Raw genomic sequence first — 14,468 nt, 5'->3', positions numbered from 1 at the left:
CCCATCAAGGGGGGTGGAATAATCCTGAATACTTCAGGGAAAGTCCGATTTTAAGCGCAAATCATTGCTGGCGCGCCCGTGCGCACGGTGGATCGTCAATCCAGCAGCAGGTTTTCCAGCGTGCGGCGGTAGATGTTTTTCAAAGGCTCGAGCGAGTCGACCCGGATGTGTTCATTGACCTGATGGATGCTGGCGTTGATCGGTCCAAACTCGATGACCTGGGGGCAGATCTTGGCAATAAAGCGCCCGTCGGACGTGCCACCCGTCGTCGACAACTCGGTTGCGACGCCGGTTTCCTCGAGGATGGCTTGTTCGATTGCCGCGCTCAGTTCGCCCCTTGGAGTCAGGAACGGTTCGCCGCCCAGCGTCCAGTCTATGTGGAAATCCAGCTGATGTTCTTCAAGGACTTCAACTACGCGCGCCGTGAGCGTCTCGGGAGTGCTGGCCGTGGAGAAGCGAAAGTTGAAGTCGGCAACGGCCTCGCCGGGAATGACGTTGGTGGCGCCGGTGCCGGAATGCAGGTTCGACACCTGGAAGGTCGTGGCCGGGAAATACTCATTGCCCTGGTCCCATTCAATGCCGGTAAGCTCGGCCAGCGCAGGAGCCAGCAAATGTATGGGATTGCGCGCCAAGTGGGGATAGGCAACATGGCCTTGCTTGCCCTTTACGGTAAGCCGGCCCGAAAGCGAGCCCCGGCGGCCGTTCTTGACCGTGTCGCCCAGACGCGCCGCCGATGTGGGCTCGCCCACAATGCAGTAATCCAGCTTGTCCCCGCGCTTGACCAAGGCGTTGCATACCTTGACCGTGCCATTGACTGAAGGACCTTCTTCGTCCGAGGTAATGAGCAGGGCAATGGAGCCTTTGTGGTCGGGATGTTCCGCCACGAACTCTTCCGCGGCAACGACAAAGGCCGCGATCGAGCTTTTCATGTCGGCCGCGCCGCGTCCATACAGCAGACCTTCGCGCACGGTGGGTACGAAAGGGTCGCTGTCCCATTTGTCCAGCGGGCCGGTCGGCACGACGTCGGTGTGGCCGGCAAAAACCAGCAGGGGCCCTGTCTGGCCTCGGCGCGCCCACAAGTTGCTGACATCCTCGAAGACCAGCTTTTCGCAGGCAAACCCCACGGGACCCAGGCGTTCGCCAAGTGCTTGCTGGCAGCCTGCGTCGACTGGCGTGACAGAGGCTCGTGCGATCAGGCTTTTGGTCAGTTCCAGGACGGCAGAGTAGGACATCAGGCCCTCAGCAAATCGTTGACGCTGGTTTTGGAGCGGGTTTGCGCATCGACGCGCTTGACGATAATGGCGCAGGCCAGGCTGTACGAGCCGTCTGTCGAGGGCAGCGAACCGGGTACGACGACGGAACCAGAAGGGATGCGCCCGTAAGTGACGGTACCGGTGCTGCGGTCGTAGATCTTGGTGCTTTGGGAAAGAAACACGCCCATTGCCAGCACCGAGTTTTCTTCGACAATGACGCCTTCGACGACTTCGGACCGTGCTCCGATAAAGCAATTGTCTTCGATAATGGTGGGGTTGGCCTGCAAGGGCTCGAGCACGCCGCCTATGCCGACACCGCCCGACAGGTGCACATTCTTGCCGATTTGCGCGCAAGAACCCACCGTGGCCCAGGTATCGACCATCGTGCCTTCGTCGACGTAGGCGCCGACGTTGACGTACGAGGGCATTAGAACGACATTCTTGCCGATGAACGAGCCTTTGCGCGCAACGGCGGGCGGCACAACGCGAAAACCGGCGCCGGCGAAGTCCTGTTCGGAGTAGTCGCCGAATTTGAGCGGCACCTTATCGTAATACTGCAAGGGCGCCTGGCCCATGACCTGATTGTTCTGCAGCCGGAAAGACAGCAATACCGCTTTTTTCACCCATTGGTTCACGACCCAGTCGCCGCCGCTTTTCTGCGCCACGCGCAGTGTGCCCGCGTCCAGCGCCGCCAGGGTTTCCTGGACGGCTTCGTGCACGGAAGCGTTGGCGTTGTCCGGCGCGATGTCGGCGCGCTGCTCCCATGTTTGTTCGATGAGGGTCTGCAGGTGATCAAGTGTCATGATGGCTTATAGGTATATTAAGGGTGAATGGTAGTTGGACGGCCCGCAGGGCGAGGCTTTCCATGGGGCTCTGGCGTGGTGGGCAATGTCAGCTCAAAAAATGGGCAATGCGGTGCGCCGCCTCGACGCATTGCTCTTTAGGCGCCACCAGGGCAATGCGTACGCGATTGGCGCCAGGGTTGACGCCGTGCGCCGTGCGCGCCAGGAAACTTCCAGGCAGCACGGTAACCGCCGTCTTGGCGTACAGCTCGCGGGTAAAGTCGGTGTCCGGGCCGGGGGTTTCCAGCCACAGATAAAAACCGGCTTCGGGCCGCTGAACTTTCAGTTTCGCACTTAGCAATGGAACCACCGCATCGAACTTCTCGCGATACATGCGGCGGTTCTCTTGCACGTGCGCTTCGTCGTCCCAGGCGGCAATGCTGGCCTGCGAAACGACGGGACTGATGGCGCTGCCGTGATAGGTGCGGTAAAGCAAAAACTGCTTGATCAGAGCCGCGTCGCCCGCTACGAATCCCGAGCGCATGCCGGGCACGTTCGAGCGTTTGGAAAGGCTGGAGAAGCACATCAGCTTGCTGTAGTCGCTTCGTCCCAACAGCGCGGCCGCCTGCATGGCGCCCAGCGGCTTATCTTGCTCGTTGAAGTAGATTTCCGAATAGCATTCGTCGGCGGCGATGATGAAGTCGTGCTTGTCGGCCAGGGAGAACAAAGTCTTCCATTCGTCCAGCGTCATGACATTGCCCGCCGGATTACCGGGCGAACACACGAACACCAGGCTGGTCTTGCGCCAGACGTCGGCCGGCACGGCGGCCCAGTCATAGCCGAAGTTCAGGTCGGCCCGCGCGTTGATGAACCAGGGCTGGGCACCGGCCAGCAAGGCTGCGCCCTCGTATATCTGATAGAACGGGTTGGGGCAGACAACCAATGAACCGGCGCGGGGGTCGACAACGGTCTGGGCGAAGGCGAACAAAGCTTCGCGCGAACCCAGGGCCGGCAGAACCTGCGTTTCGGGATCGGGGCGCGCGATGCCGTAGCGGCGTGCTATCCAGTCGGCCACGGCATTGCGCAAGGGCGCATCGCCACGGGTGGGCGGGTAGATTGACAGGCCGCCCATGGCATTCTGCATGGCCTGGGTAACGACGGCGGGGGTAGCGTGTTTGGGTTCGCCTATCGACAGATTGATCGGAGGGAGTTGTGGAGGAGGTGTGCCGGCCTGTGCCAGCAATTGTCTGAGCTTTTCGAAGGGGTAGGGATGTAAAGCGCCAAGTCTGGGGTTCATTAGTGTGCTGGCCATGCCTGAAAATTAGGCAATAATTTTAACAAGCTTATAGGCTGGCTTTGTGTTGTGCAATAAAATAAATATTGCTACACTAGCGGGCTTGCCTGTACATGCGAACGTGGCGGAATTGGTAGACGCACCAGATTTAGGTTCTGGCGCCGAGAGGTGTGAGAGTTCGAGTCTCTCCGTTCGCACCAAAACAGGAAAGCGCCGGACTTGAAAAATTCAGGTTTGGGCAGCATATGGCCGGTATACAACATCAATAATTATCCGGTTGCGCATTGCTTTGCCGGTTTTGTCGGCAGCTAAAAAATTTATACGGCTGTCGCCCGTCATGGAAAGCGCGATCCGGCCGTCGCACATCGATATTATTGCATTCAGGGCGCGTTGCCCGATCCCCTGTGCGGCTGCTGTTTTGTGATCGCTGTAGAATGGGCTGAATTGGGACTTTCTTAGTTTCCGGTAAAATGCTACGTTCATCTTTTTAATTACTCTTTTTTTATATAGGTCCCTAATGCAGCCCGTGGTTGAAACTCTGTCCGGCCTGGAGCGCCGTGTTGATCTGGTCGTTTCGGTGGCCGACATCGAAAAAGAAGTCCAGTCGCAGCTAAAACGCGTCGCGCGCACCGCAAAAATTCAAGGCTTTCGTCCAGGCAAGGCTCCTTTGGCGCTGATCGAGCGCAGCCAGGGCCCCGGCATTCGCTACGACGTCATCAATTCGGAAGTCGGCCGCGCCCTGGACAAGATCATCGACGACAACAAGTTGCGTATCGCCGGCGTTCCGAATCTGGAACCCAAGACCGAAGGCGTGGATGAGGGCGCTTTGGCTTTCTCCGCCACCTTCGAGGTGTATCCAGAAGTCGCCGTGCCCGACTTGTCCGCACTGGAAGTCAAGCGCGTAGAGACCCATGTCGGCGATGCCGAAGTCCAGAAAACCATCGACATCCTGCGCAAGCAGCGCGCCACGTACGAAGCCCGCGAAGGCCGTGCCGCCCAGGACGACGACCGTGTAACGCTGGATTTCGTTGGCACCATCGACGGTGTTGAGTTCGACGGCGGCAAGGCTGAAGCCTTCCCGTTCGTTTTGGGCCAGGGCCGCATGCTGCCCGAGTTCGAAACTGCCGTGCGCGGCCTGAAGGCCGGCGAAAGCAAGACTTTCCCGCTCGAGTTCCCTGAAAACTACGGCGGCAAAGAAGTTGCCGGCAAGAAGGCTGAATTCGCCATCACGGTTACCGAAGTGGCCGAGCCCATCCTGCCCGAAGTGAACGACAGCTTTGCCAAAGAGCTGGGCCAGGAAGAAGGCAATGTCGAGAAACTGCTGGCCGACGTGCGCGCCAACATCGAGCGCGAAGCCAAGGCTCGCGCCATGGCCCGCACCAAGACCAGCGTCATGGACGCCCTGGTCGCCGCCTGCTCCTTCGACGTGCCCAAGGCTTTGGTCGACAACGACACGCAAAATCGCGTGGCCGCGGCCCGCGAAGAACTCAAGCAGCGCGGCATGCCCAACGCCGACACCATGCCTATTCCTCCCGAAGCATTCAGCGCCGAATCCGAGCGCCGCGTGCGCCTGGGTCTGCTGGTGTCCGAACTGGTCAGCAGCGCCGACCTGAAAGCCAAGCCCGAACAGGTGCGCGCGCGCATCGAAGAGCTGGCCCAAAATTACGAGCAGCCTGCACAGGTTGTTGCCTATTACCTTTCCGATCGCCAGCGCCGCTCTGAAATCGAAGCCATAGTTCTGGAAGAAAACGTGGTCGACCACGTTTTGTCCAAGGCCAAGGTCAGCGACGAAAAAGTGGCATTCGAAGAACTTATGGGGACTGCATAAATGCAGCGATTTACTGACTTCTACGCGTCAATGTATGGTGGCAACTCGGTAGCTCCTACTGGCTTGGGCTATGTGCCCATCGTGGTAGAGCAATCGGGTCGTGGCGAACGTTCTTACGACATCTATTCGCGCTTGCTGCGCGAACGGGTCATTTTCTTTGTCGGGCCGGTCAACGACCAGTCCGCCAACCTTGTGGTGGCACAGTTGCTGTTCCTCGAGTCCGAAAATCCCGACAAGGATATTTCGCTCTACATCAACTCGCCGGGTGGGTCAGTATATGCAGGGCTGGCCATCTACGACACCATGCAGTTCGTCAAGCCGGATGTCTCTACCTTGTGCACGGGCATCGCCGCCAGCATGGGTGCATTTTTGCTGGCAGCGGGCGCCAAAGGCAAGCGTTACACCTTGCCCAATTCGCGCATCATGATCCACCAGCCTTCAGGCGGTGCGCAGGGCCAGGCATCCGATATTCAGATTCAGGCAAAAGAAATCCTGCATCTGCGCGAAAGCCTCAACACGATACTGGCCAATAGCACTGGCCAGCCCGTCGAGCGCATTGCCGTCGATACCGAGCGCGACAATTTCATGTCGGCGCAAGATGCGGTATCGTATGGTTTAGTAGACAAAGTGCTGGTCTCGCGCTCTACCGAACAAGAGTAAGGCCAGCAGGTCGGCGAAGCGCAGGCGCTTCGCCGGGAATACCTGACGGGACGGGGGCTTGCATCCCGCCCGTCTTACCGGAACCATCGAAGAGTTTATGCCTGAAAAAAAAGGATCAGCAGACGAAAAGGTCTTGCGCTGCTCGTTTTGCAATAAAAGCCAGCACGAAGTCCGCAAATTGATTGCCGGGCCGGACGTGTTCATCTGCGACGAATGTATCGATCTGTGTACCGATATCATTCTCGAAGAAACACAAGAGGCGGCGCGCGATGCAATTCGCAACGAACTGCCTACGCCGCAAGAAATAAAGACCTTTCTCGACGGCTATGTCATAGGCCAGAATATTCCCAAGCGTAATCTGGCTGTGGCTGTGTACAACCATTACAAGCGCATTCGCTACGGCGAGGTCAAGGGCGACGAAGTCGAGCTGTCCAAAAGCAATATCTTGCTGATTGGACCGACCGGTTCCGGAAAAACGCTATTGGCCCAGACCCTGGCTCGCATGCTGGATGTGCCTTTCGTCATGGCCGACGCCACCACCCTGACCGAAGCCGGCTATGTGGGCGAGGACGTCGAAAACATAATCCAGAAATTGCTGCAAAACTGCAATTACGACACTGAAAAAGCGCAGCGCGCCATCGTCTACATCGACGAGATCGATAAGATTTCGCGCAAGTCCGACAATCCGTCGATCACGCGCGACGTTTCCGGCGAAGGCGTACAGCAGGCATTGCTCAAGCTTATTGAAGGCACTGTTGCGTCGGTTCCGCCGCAAGGCGGGCGCAAGCATCCCAACCAGGACTTTGTGCAGGTCGACACCACCAATATCCTGTTCATTGTCGGCGGCGCATTCGACGGCCTTGAAAAAGTCATTCGCGACCGCACCGAAAAATCCGGTATCGGGTTCTCGGCGTCGGTCAGCGGCAAGTCCGAAAAGGGCGTGGGCGAAGTCTTTTCCGAGGTCGAGCCCGAAGATCTCATCAAGTTCGGTTTGATCCCTGAATTGGTCGGACGTCTGCCCGTCGTGGCAACGCTCGAAGAACTCCAGGAGGACACGCTGGTTCGCATTCTTACCGAACCCAAGAATTCCCTGATCAAGCAATTCCAGAAACTGTTTGAAATGGAAGACGTCGAACTCGAGGTTCGCCCGGCCGCGCTTAGCGCCATTGCCCAGCGGGCCCTGAAGCGCCGTACCGGTGCTCGCGGCCTGCGTTCGATCGTCGAACAATCGCTGTTAAGCACAATGTATGAACTTCCTTCCCTAAAAAACGTCAAACAAGTGGTATTGGACGAAAACGCCGTGCTGGGCAAGGGTTCGCCTTTGCTGATATATGCCGACGACGCCAGCCAGGAGCCTGCTGCCGAAGCTGAAAAGGCCCCTGTGGCGAAGCTGAAAGGAGCGGCCTGAAAAAGATGCGCGCGCGCAACAGGTGCGTAGATGAAAACCCTTGGGGCAGCGGGTTTATCAACCCGGCGCCTTGAAATTTTCGTTATCGTCGCCAGATGGACTGTATGTAGTACTACGAAAGGGAGGCTAAAGCTTCCCTTTCGTTTCTAAAGCAGCGTTTTTTTAAGGAAATTACTATGCCTGCGAGCCCGATTCTTTCTTCAGAACCCATGGACTTGCCCCTCTTGCCTTTGCGTGACGTGGTGGTATTTCCGCACATGGTGATTCCTTTGTTCGTCGGCCGGCCTCGTTCTATCAAGGCGCTGGAAATGGCCATGGAGGCGGGCAATAACATTATGCTTGTCGCGCAGAAGTCCGCCGGCAAAGACGACCCCACACCTGAAGACCTGTACGACATTGGTTGTGCGGCCAGCATTTTGCAAATGCTTAAACTGCCCGACGGCACCGTTAAAGTGCTGGTCGAGGGTTTGCAGCGCGCCCGTGTCAATAGTGTGACCGATGCCGACACGCATTTCACCGCCAACGTCCTGCCCGTGGCGCCCGATGCAGCGCACGGCGCCGAATCCGAAGCCTTGCGCCGCGCCGTCGTGGCCCAGTTCGAGCAGTACGTCAAGCTGAACAAAAAAATTCCCCAAGAGATTCTTACGTCGCTTAGCGGCATCGACGACGCCGGCCGCCTGGCCGATACGATCTCGGCGCATCTGCCCCTGAAGCTCGAGCAGAAACAGAAAATGCTCGAGGTCACCGGCACGCCCGAACGCCTCGAGAATCTGCTGTCGCAACTGGAATCCGAAATCGACATTCTTCAGGTCGAGAAGCGCATTCGCGGGCGCGTCAAGAAGCAGATGGAAAAAAGCCAGCGCGATTACTATCTGAATGAGCAGGTCAAGGCCATCCAGAAAGAGCTCGGCGAAGGCGAAGAAGGCGCCGACATCGAAGAGCTCGAGAAAAAGATCGCTGCGGCCCAATTGCCCAAAGAGGCTCTTAAAAAGGCCGAGGCCGAGCTTAAAAAGCTCAAGCTCATGTCGCCCATGTCGGCCGAAGCCACGGTCGTGCGCAACTATATCGATACCCTGATCGGCTTGCCCTGGCGCAAGAAAAGCCGCATCAATAATTCCATAGCCAATGCCGACACGGTGCTTAATGCCGACCACTATGGCCTGGAAAAAGTCAAAGAGCGCATCATCGAATACCTGGCTGTACAGCAACGGGTCGACAAGCTCAAGGCGCCCATCCTGTGCCTGGTTGGGCCTCCGGGCGTTGGCAAGACGTCGCTGGGCCAGTCCATAGCCCGCGCCACGAACCGCAAGTTCGTGCGCATGGCTTTGGGCGGGGTGCGCGACGAAGCCGAGATTCGCGGTCACCGCCGCACGTATATCGGCTCGATGCCGGGCAAGATCTTGCAGAACATGAGCAAGGTGGCCGTGCGCAACCCGCTGTTCCTTCTCGATGAAATCGACAAGATGGGTGCGGACTTTCGCGGCGATCCTTCCTCGGCCCTGCTCGAGGTGCTCGATCCGGAACAGAACCACACTTTCCAGGACCACTACATCGAAGTCGATTTCGACTTGTCCGATGTAATGTTCGTGGCCACCAGCAACACGCTCAATATTCCTCCGGCCCTGCTGGACCGCATGGAAGTGATCCGCCTCTCGGGTTATACCGAAGACGAAAAAGTGCATATTGCGTTCGATCATCTGCTGCCCAAGCTCATGAAGAACAATGGCGTGCGCGAAGGCGAAATGCAGATCGAAGAATCGGCCATCCGCGACATCGTGCGCTACTACACTCGCGAAGCGGGCGTGCGAGCGCTGGAACGCGAAATGAGCAAGATTTGCCGCAAGGTGGTCAAGAAAACACTGGAAAGCAATCCTGGTCCTTCCGCTGCCCGCGGCCGCAAGGCTGTGCCCAACGGTACAACGCAGGCCGAGGTCGTTACCAGCGAGAATCTTGCCGACTATCTGGGCGTGCGCCGTTATAACTTCGGCATGGCCGAGAAAGAAAACAAGGTTGGCCAAGTCACCGGCCTGGCGTGGACGGAAGTGGGCGGCGACCTGCTGACCATCGAAGTGGCTGATATGCCGGGCAAGGGCGTCGTGTTGCGCACGGGCTCGCTGGGCGATGTCATGAAAGAATCGGTCGAAGCGGCACGTACGGTGGTTCGAGCCAGGGCGCAGCGTTGGGGTATTGCCAACACCGCATTCGAAAAGCGCGACCTGCACGTGCACTTTCCGGAAGGCGCCACGCCCAAGGACGGGCCGTCGGCAGGTATTGCGATTACCACGGCGATGGTTTCGGCGCTTACCAATATTCCGGTACGCTCCGATGTTGCCATGACCGGCGAAATTACCTTGCGCGGCGAAGTTCTGCCAATCGGCGGCCTAAAGGAAAAGCTGCTGGCGGCGCATCGCGGTGGCATCAAGACAGTCATGATTCCCGAGGAAAACGTCAAGGATCTGGCCGAGATTCCAGACAATGTCAAAAACCATCTGGAAATTATTCCGGTACGCTGGATCGACCGTGTGCTTGAAGTGGCTTTGCAGCATATGCCCACGCCCTTGTCCGACGAGGAAGTGGCGCGTCTTGCAGCCGAATCGGTGGCCAATGCCAAGAAGGCCGGGGACGAGTCTTCAGGCTTGATGAAGCACTAAGGCAATTGTTGTTGTCTGTGCAAAGGCGCTGCCATAGGCAGCGCCTTTCTTTTTAGCGGGATTTAAACGGCTTGCGCAGCCCACGCCATTATGATGGCGCGCGGCGGCGTAGGCGTAGCGACAGCGGCGGTAGCGCTGTGGGCTGAATTCTTAATGCAGCGGAGTCGTGCGTATGAGGCCGACAGCTATCCCTTCCAGCGAGAAATCATCGCCGGGAGCCACGATGATAGGCGCGAAGTCGGCATTTTCAGGCAGGAGCTCGATGCGGCTGCCCGTCTTTGAAAGCCGTTTGACGGTAACTTCGTCCCCGATGCGGGCGACCACGATTTGGCCGTTGCGCGCTTCGGCCGACTTTTTAACCGCCAGCAGGTCGCCGTCCAGGATGCCGGCGTCGCGCATGCTAAGGCCGCGCACCCGCAGCAGGTAGTCGGGGGTTTGAGAGAAGAGGGCAGGTTCGACGCCGACTTCGCGTTCGACGTGTTCGGCGGCAAGAATGGGACTGCCGGCGGCCACCCGCCCGACTATGGGCAGGAACAGTTGTTCCAGCAAGGAAGGCGCGGCCGCTGGTGCCGCCGGTGCCGCGCCCAGAAGCCGAATGCCGCGGGAAGCGCCCGCAGTGAGCTCGATGGCCCCTTTGCGCGCCAGCGCCTTGAGATGGTCTTCGGCGGCGTTGGCCGACTTGAAACCCAGCGCCCGTGCGATTTCAGCGCGGGTGGGCGGAAAGCCCGTACGCCGGATCTCGGTGCGAATGAGGTCCAGGATTTGCTGTTGACGCTCGGTAAGCTTGGTGGCCATGGTATTTTTTTGCGCTGTATGTTTATACAGCTGCAATTTTGGCTCAAGTGCGCACGAAAAGCAAGGGGCATGACTATTCGTCATGCCCCCGTTTGCGTTGCCGCGTTTCTTTAGCCCCGGGGTTTAGCCCAGGACCTTGGCGATGGCCTGAGCGACGTAGTCGATGTTTTTGCTGTTGAGGGCAGCGACGCATATGCGGCCGCTGCTGACCGCATAGATGCCGTGGTCCGTACGCAGCTTTTCGACTTGGTCAGCGGTGAGGCCGGAGTACGAGAACATGCCGCGTTGCGCCAGCACGAAGTCGAAGTTCTGTTTGACGCCGTTGGCTTTGAGGTTGTCGACCAATTGCTGGCGCATGGCGCGAATGCGGTTGCGCATTTCGGCGAGTTCTTCGGTCCACAGCGCGTACAGCTCCGGTGTATTCAGGACGGACGAGACCACCGTGCCGCTATGGGTCGGCGGGTTGGAGTAGTTGGTGCGGATGACGCGCTTCAGTTGGCTGAGCACGCGGCTTTTTTCGTCCTGGCTGCCGGCAATCAATGTAAGCGCGCCGACGCGTTCGCCATACAGCGAGAACGATTTGGAAAAGGACGAGCTGATCAGCATCGCTATTCCCAGATTGGCGAACAGGCGCACGACAGCCGCGTCTTCGGTGAGCCCGTCGCCAAAACCCTGGTAGGCGATGTCAAGGAAGGGCACGAGGTCGGCCTGTTTGACGGCCTGGGCGATTTGCTGCCATTGCTCGATGCTGGGGTCGACGCCCGTCGGGTTGTGGCAGCAGGCATGCAGGACCACGATGGTCTTGGCAGGCAGGCTTTCAAGCGCGGCAAGCATGGCATTGAAATCCAGCCCATGTGTTGCGGCGTCGTAGTAAGGGTAGGTTTCTACCGTGAAATTGGCACGCTCGAACAGGGCGCGATGATTTTCCCAGCTTGGGTTGCTGATGACGACTTTGGACTGGGGCAGCAATTGCTTGAGGAAGTCAGCGCCGATTTTAAGCGCGCCGGTGCCGCCCAGTGCCTGCGCGGTAAGAACGCGGCCTTCGGCGATCAGCGGTGAATCGGCGCCCAACAATAATGTTTGAACCCCGTTGTTGTAGCTGGCAAGTCCTTCAATGGGCAGATAGCCGCGCGGCGCGGCGGCTTCGACGCGCGCGAGTTCGGCTTTGCGAACCGCTTTAAGAAGTGGAATGCGCCCGTCATCGTCGTAGTAGACGCCAACACCAAGATTGACTTTATGGGTGTGGGTGTCGGTGTTGTATTGCTCGTTTAGACCAAGTATGGGGTCGCGCGGGGCGAGTTCGACTGCTTCGAAAAGAGAGGTCATTGAAAGATGCCAGAGGGGGGTGGGAAAATGAATTATAAAAAAACTAGCCAATAATGTGATAATAAGGGGTTTACCCTGAGGTTGTCCACAATGACTGCTCACGTTCCAGGCATTATCGAATACCCCAATAGCCCGTTTCAATTGTATCGGCCATACCCGCCCGCGGGCGACCAGCCGCAGGCGATCGACGGGCTGGTAGAGGGCATGGACGATGGGTTGATGTACCAGACTTTGCTGGGCGTGACCGGGTCGGGCAAGACCTACACCATGGCCAACGTCATTGCCCGCACGGGCCGTCCGGCCATTGTGCTGGCGCCCAATAAAACGCTGGCCGCGCAGTTGTATGCCGAGTTTCGTGAATTTTTCCCCAACAATGCGGTCGAGTATTTCGTTTCTTATTACGATTACTACCAGCCCGAGGCCTACGTGGCAGCGCGCGACCTCTTCATCGAAAAAGATTCCTCGATCAACGAGCACATCGAGCAAATGCGCCTGTCGGCCACCAAAAGCCTGCTGGAGCGGCGCGACACCATCATTGTCGGCTCGGTGTCGTGCATCTACGGTATAGGCAACCCGGCCGACTACCACGCCATGGTGCTTACCTTGCGCGCCGGCGACCGCATTCCGCGCCAGGAGTTGCTGGCGCGGCTGGTCGCCATGCAATACGAACGCAACGATGTGGAGTTCGTGCGCGGTACCTTCCGGGCTCGCGGTGAAACCATCGACGTGTTTCCGGCCGAGCATGCCGAACTGGCGTTGCGCCTGACTCTGTTCGACGACGAAGTCGAATCGCTGGAGCTGTTCGATCCGCTGACCGGCAAAATCAAGCAGAAGATCCTGCGCTTTACGGTTTTTCCCCGCTCGCATTATGTGACGCCGCGCGAAACGGTGTTGCGCGCCATTGAAACCATCAAGGTCGAACTGCGCGAGCGCCTGGATTTTTTCGTCAAAGAAAACCATCTGGTCGAGGCCCAGCGGCTTGAGCAGCGCACGCGCTTCGACCTGGAAATGCTGCAAGAACTGGGTTTTTGCAAAGGCATCGAGAACTACTCGCGTCATCTGTCCGGCGCGGCGCCGGGCGATCCACCGCCGACGCTCATCGATTACTTGCCGGCCGACGCCCTTATGTTCATCGACGAGAGCCATGTCACCATGGGCCAGCTTGGGGCCATGTACAAGGGCGACCGTTCGCGCAAGGAAACCTTGGTTACTTTTGGATTCCGCCTACCCTCGGCCATGGACAACCGGCCTTTGAAGCTGGAGGAATTCGAGCAACGCATGCCGCAAACGGTATTCGTTTCAGCCACGCCATCCAACTACGAAAACGAACATGCCGACAATGTGGTCGAACAAGTGGTGCGCCCCACCGGGCTGGTCGACCCCGAGATCGAGGTAAGGCCCGCCATCACGCAGGTGGACGATTTGCTGGGCGAAGCCAAGCTGCGCATAGCTGTGGGAGAACGTGTGCTGGTTACGACGCTGACCAAGCGCATGGCCGAAGACTTGACGGACTACCTGACTGAAAGCGGCCTGAAGGTGCGCTATCTGCATTCGGATATCGACACGGTCGAACGGGTGGAGATCATTCGCGACCTGCGGCTTGGGGTGTTTGATGTGCTGGTGGGCATCAACCTGTTGCGCGAGGGCCTGGATATTCCCGAGGTGTCGCTGGTGGCCATCCTGGATGCCGATAAAGAGGGTTTTCTGCGTTCAGAGCGCAGCCTTATCCAGACCATAGGGCGCGCCGCGCGCAATCTTAACGGCAGGGCCATACTATATGCCGACCGCATTACCGATTCAATGCGGCGCGCCATGGACGAAACCGAGAGGCGCCGCGGCAAGCAGCAGGCATTCAATAAGCTGCACGGTATTACCGCAAAGGGAGTCAACAAGGCGGTACGCGAAATGATAGACGGTGTCATGGCCCCAACGGCCGCTGCTTCCATGGTCGATGATATTCCGTTGTCGGTGCTGGCCGACGATAAGTCGCTGGCCAAAGAAATCCGCCGCCTGGAAAAGCTGATGATGGATCACGCCAAAAACCTGGAGTTCGAGCAGGCCGCCGCAGCCAGGGATGCCTTGAACCATCTTAAGCAGCGTGCGCTGCTAACTTGAACTTTTCAAAAATTGTTGGAAATTTCCAACATAATGCACATAAAGTTTATGTATATCGGGTTTTTACACACGCCTGAAACATTGCATTACGGTACCGAAATAGTGCTGTTACGACTTGCCAGAGGCTAGGGTTATTACCTATAAATTGGCTATTTCGATATGGCCAAAAGTTTGTTGTGTTGCATGAATACTGGCTTCCCGACGGTCGCCGGCGTCAAAAATCGCAAGCCGGGTTGGACCGAATCGCGGGGCGTCCAAACCTTGCTATTTTATGTACTTATTTTTGTCAACGTGCCAGAAAAAGCCGTCTGCATTGCACAAAATCTATTGCCTTATTGCGGGTTTTCCCGCACAAT

11 protein-coding genes and 1 tRNA gene are annotated in these 14,468 nt (G+C 57.9%); 6 read left to right on the top strand and 6 right to left on the bottom strand.

Annotation, left to right across the window (positions count from 1 at the left end):
* Window positions 1–95: 95 nt before the first annotated feature.
* From dapE to dapC, 3 genes are all read right to left on the bottom strand, one after another.
* Window positions 96–1,232 (bottom strand): succinyl-diaminopimelate desuccinylase, encoded by a 1,137-nt coding sequence (dapE, locus tag DFR37_RS07570; RefSeq protein WP_113932623.1) that lies wholly within the window; start codon window positions 1,230–1,232, stop codon window positions 96–98.
* Complete coding sequence (dapD, locus tag DFR37_RS07565) at window positions 1,232–2,056, bottom strand: 2,3,4,5-tetrahydropyridine-2,6-dicarboxylate N-succinyltransferase (RefSeq protein ID WP_113932622.1); 825 nt, start codon at window positions 2,054–2,056, stop codon at window positions 1,232–1,234. Before dapD ends, dapE begins: the two co-directional genes overlap by 1 nt.
* A gap of 88 nt (window positions 2,057–2,144) precedes the next feature.
* Complete coding sequence (dapC, locus tag DFR37_RS07560; RefSeq protein WP_113932621.1) at window positions 2,145–3,332, bottom strand: succinyldiaminopimelate transaminase; 1,188 nt, start codon at window positions 3,330–3,332, stop codon at window positions 2,145–2,147.
* A 112-nt stretch (window positions 3,333–3,444) separates the two neighbouring features.
* Here dapC and DFR37_RS07555 point away from each other — a divergent pair.
* Window positions 3,445–3,529 (top strand) — tRNA-Leu (locus DFR37_RS07555).
* Window positions 3,530–3,557: 28 nt separating this feature from the next.
* On the opposite strand, the gene DFR37_RS22780 is transcribed toward DFR37_RS07555, so the two are convergent.
* Complete coding sequence (locus tag DFR37_RS22780; protein ID WP_147251591.1) at window positions 3,558–3,812, bottom strand: hypothetical protein; 255 nt, start codon at window positions 3,810–3,812, stop codon at window positions 3,558–3,560.
* A 34-nt stretch (window positions 3,813–3,846) separates the two neighbouring features.
* Between DFR37_RS22780 and tig the strand changes: the two genes are divergently transcribed.
* The 4 genes from tig (at window position 3,847) to lon (ending at window position 9,876) form a co-directional block, all read left to right on the top strand.
* Window positions 3,847–5,157 (top strand): trigger factor, encoded by a 1,311-nt coding sequence (tig, locus tag DFR37_RS07550; RefSeq protein ID WP_113932620.1) that lies wholly within the window; start codon window positions 3,847–3,849, stop codon window positions 5,155–5,157.
* Entirely contained in the window at window positions 5,158–5,817 is a 660-nt protein-coding gene (clpP, locus tag DFR37_RS07545) for an ATP-dependent Clp endopeptidase proteolytic subunit ClpP (RefSeq protein WP_113932619.1), read from the top strand.
* 97 nt (window positions 5,818–5,914) lie between these two features.
* Window positions 5,915–7,225: an ATP-dependent Clp protease ATP-binding subunit ClpX gene (gene clpX, locus DFR37_RS07540; protein WP_113932865.1), complete on the top strand. Its 1,311-nt coding sequence runs from the start codon at window positions 5,915–5,917 to the stop codon at window positions 7,223–7,225.
* Between the two features lie 176 nt (window positions 7,226–7,401).
* A complete protein-coding gene (gene lon, locus DFR37_RS07535; RefSeq protein ID WP_113932618.1) occupies window positions 7,402–9,876 on the top strand; it encodes an endopeptidase La in 2,475 nt (824 codons plus the stop codon).
* A gap of 150 nt (window positions 9,877–10,026) precedes the next feature.
* Here the strand turns inward: lon and lexA are convergent, their stop codons facing one another.
* Window positions 10,027–10,671 (bottom strand): transcriptional repressor LexA, encoded by a 645-nt coding sequence (gene lexA, locus DFR37_RS07530; protein WP_113932864.1) that lies wholly within the window; start codon window positions 10,669–10,671, stop codon window positions 10,027–10,029.
* Between the two features lie 123 nt (window positions 10,672–10,794).
* Complete coding sequence (locus DFR37_RS07525) at window positions 10,795–11,997, bottom strand: amino acid aminotransferase (RefSeq protein WP_113932617.1); 1,203 nt, start codon at window positions 11,995–11,997, stop codon at window positions 10,795–10,797.
* A 90-nt stretch (window positions 11,998–12,087) separates the two neighbouring features.
* Here DFR37_RS07525 and uvrB point away from each other — a divergent pair, with 90 nt between their 5' ends.
* A complete protein-coding gene (gene uvrB, locus DFR37_RS07520) occupies window positions 12,088–14,112 on the top strand; it encodes an excinuclease ABC subunit UvrB (protein WP_113932616.1) in 2,025 nt (674 codons plus the stop codon).
* Window positions 14,113–14,468: the final 356 nt, after the last annotated feature.

It is taken from the genome of Eoetvoesiella caeni (assembly GCF_003315175.1).
GTDB lineage: Bacteria > Pseudomonadota > Gammaproteobacteria > Burkholderiales > Burkholderiaceae_B > Eoetvoesia > Eoetvoesia caeni.
This window is presented reverse-complemented; position numbering and strand designations above follow the sequence as displayed.